Here is a 2,446-nt window from a genome sequence, read left to right as displayed (position 1 = left end):
TAAGAACGGTGATCGACCTGATTATGCAAAGGCAGATGTTCATTACACACCTTTGCCCACTCGCTCCGCCACAGTTCACAGTTTTTTGGATTGTTCCATCCCGTAGCATCGGTCAGTACCCGTTTCCATTGCAGGCGGTTTCTTGCACCAATCTTCTGGATTCCGTTTTCATCTAATACAGGGATACGGATTCCATGACGGTCAGGGTTTTTCTTATCCTGCCACCAGTTCGGATGGGATTCATCAATCACGATATTTCCGCTTTTATCTCTGACAAAACCCCAATCTTTGACTTCTTTCTTCCCCCAAGAATGATCCGGGTTAAAAGGGCGCATTGTCAGAAGCAGATGGACATGAGGATTGCCATCCCCTTTGTCGTGGATACTCCAATCAGCACACATTCCCTTATCCACAAATGTTTTTTTGATATAGTCGGCTGTATATTGAATCTGTTCCTGTCTGCTCCATTCTTTGGGGAGGGCAAATTCAAATGACCTGCCAAGTTGGGCATCTGCACTTTTTTCAATCTTCAATACCTCATTCCATAACCGTTGTTTCTGAAATGTGATTTTAAATTTTTCTAAAGCAGCTTCTTTATCTTCTGACCTTTTGTATCGGACAGATTTTTGAAAGCGTTTTATATTTTCTTCTGGTACTATCTGCCATTCAGGAGGTGCGTTTTCGCACATCATCAGACTGGTGTAGACCACTTCTTTTTTAGAAGTGTAATAACTGATTCTCCCGGTTTCCTCGTTTTTCATCACATCCCCATTGAGATATGCGGAAGCGGAGATAACAGATTTCCCTTTACTTCGTCCGACTATTTTGACTGTGTAATGAAAAATCGCCATGTCTGGATTCCTCCTTTCTGCACATCCGGCATAGATTTCCGGCAACATTGCTTTCAGTTTTAGAAAAAGCAGTATTGCCGGAACGCCCTCTGCGTAAGAGTGCCCTGCGCATAGCAGCCTGCATGGAATGCGCCTCTCTGGCGAAGAGTGCCTCCTGCGGCATGAGCAGGTCTGGCTGAAAGCCCCGCCGACGGAACGAGCCCGGCAAGCGTGAGCGAAGACCGGTTGCCACTTGTGGCAAACTTATTGGGACGACCTCTGGTTGTCCATAAGTGCGCCCTTCATGAAAAAGCAATGAAGGGAATGAAAAACTCATCCCCCGCCATTACACTTCCTCCATATCGGTATTTGTTTCTTTCTGCATTGCCTTTGAAAAAAATTTCCCATTGGCTTCCTGCTTTTTCAGAAAACCAATCAGCTTTGGGATGTCCTCTTCCTCAATAGGCGCACCGAGAACGGATTCCACCGCACCGCCAACCTGACAGAGCCTATGGGTTCGTTTTTTACTTTCTTCGGCTTTCTTTCGTTTCAGAAGTTCTTTCTTCTGTACTGCATATCGTTTTGCTTTTTCAAGGCTTTCCTGTTCCTTCTTTTCCATTTCAAGCATTCGTTCTTCATAACTTTTTGTTGATTTTGCCATGATTACATTCCCCTTTCTTTTACAAACATAAGTTCTCGGTTGCGTATCAGAAGAAGCACATGGTATAATCTTCTTGCGTGTAGGTATATCATGGCTTCGGTCTGATAGAACCTTTGGCGGTTTCTTGGGAAGCCGCCTTTTTAATTTGCCGCAGTTCTTGTTACGGCTTTTACATTTCCTCTATCCCTCAAATCACGACCTTCATTAGCTTCCATAAACATTTCCAGAATATCGGTTTTAATCAGGACTTTGCGACCAACCTTTAATACTGGAAGTTTCTTCCATTCTACAAGCTGTCTTAAGGTGTTTCTGCCGATTCCCGTATAGTCAGCAGCTTCTTCGATGGATAATGCAATTTTTCTTTGCGTCATATAATCACCTCCTTATAAATTGCATTATGCAATTCTTGTGATGTAAGTATATCCTTTTCACATCTTTTTGTCAAGCGTTACGAAATATTAAAAACAAATATTATATTGCATATTGCAATTATAGAAAAACAATGCTATAATTCATACATACCGAAAAAGGAGGCAGTCAGCATGAAAGATAAAGAACTACGCAAGCTGATAGGCAGCAGAGTAAAACAGCGCCGTCTGGAATTGAATCTGACACAGCCTTATGTCGCAGAAAAGATGGGTGTTACCGCTTCTACAATCCTGCGTTATGAGAATGGTTCGATTGACAATACGAAAAAAATGGTGCTGGAAGGTCTTTCGGAAGCACTCCATGTATCTGTGGAATGGCTCAAAGGGGAAACAGATGAATATGAAACCGACATTACGGATAAGAGAGAGTTACAGATTCGTGATGCGATGGGAGATATTCTGGAACAGTTACCGCTTGCCCTTACCAAAGAAGAAGATGCTTTTTCAAAAGATTTATTACTGCTGATGTTAAAACAATATGGTCTGTTTTTGGATTCCTTCCAGTTCGCCTGCAAAAACTTCAAGGG

General features: G+C 42.6%; 4 protein-coding genes. 1 reads left to right on the top strand and 3 read right to left on the bottom strand.

Annotated features, from left to right (window positions below):
• The 3 genes from M72_RS13230 to M72_RS13220 form a co-directional block, all read right to left on the bottom strand.
• Positions 1-851, bottom strand: an 851-nt coding sequence (locus M72_RS13230; protein ID WP_141652747.1) for a MobA/MobL family protein, incomplete at its 3' end; no start/stop codon positions are given.
• A 325-nt stretch (positions 852-1,176) separates the two neighbouring features.
• Complete coding sequence (locus M72_RS13225; RefSeq protein ID WP_004843520.1) at positions 1,177-1,491, bottom strand: hypothetical protein; 315 nt, start codon at positions 1,489-1,491, stop codon at positions 1,177-1,179.
• A 140-nt stretch (positions 1,492-1,631) separates the two neighbouring features.
• Complete coding sequence (locus M72_RS13220) at positions 1,632-1,862, bottom strand: helix-turn-helix domain-containing protein (RefSeq protein WP_004843519.1); 231 nt, start codon at positions 1,860-1,862, stop codon at positions 1,632-1,634.
• A 171-nt stretch (positions 1,863-2,033) separates the two neighbouring features.
• Between M72_RS13220 and M72_RS13215 the strand changes: the two genes are divergently transcribed.
• The coding region (locus tag M72_RS13215; RefSeq protein ID WP_141652746.1) for a helix-turn-helix domain-containing protein at positions 2,034-2,446 on the top strand (413 nt) is incomplete at its 3' end.

It is taken from the genome of Roseburia faecis (assembly GCF_001406815.1).
GTDB classification, from domain to species: domain Bacteria; phylum Bacillota; class Clostridia; order Lachnospirales; family Lachnospiraceae; genus Roseburia; species Roseburia faecis.
Note: the sequence above shows the minus strand (reverse complement) of the source record. Positions and strands in the feature narration are given on the sequence as shown.

Coding starts and splice junctions, on each gene's coding strand:
- M72_RS13225 (WP_004843520.1), bottom strand. CDS start 1,491: ATGGCAAAATCAACAAAAAGTTATGAAGAACGAATGCTTGAAATGGAA.
- M72_RS13220 (WP_004843519.1), bottom strand. CDS start 1,862: ATGACGCAAAGAAAAATTGCATTATCCATCGAAGAAGCTGCTGACTAT.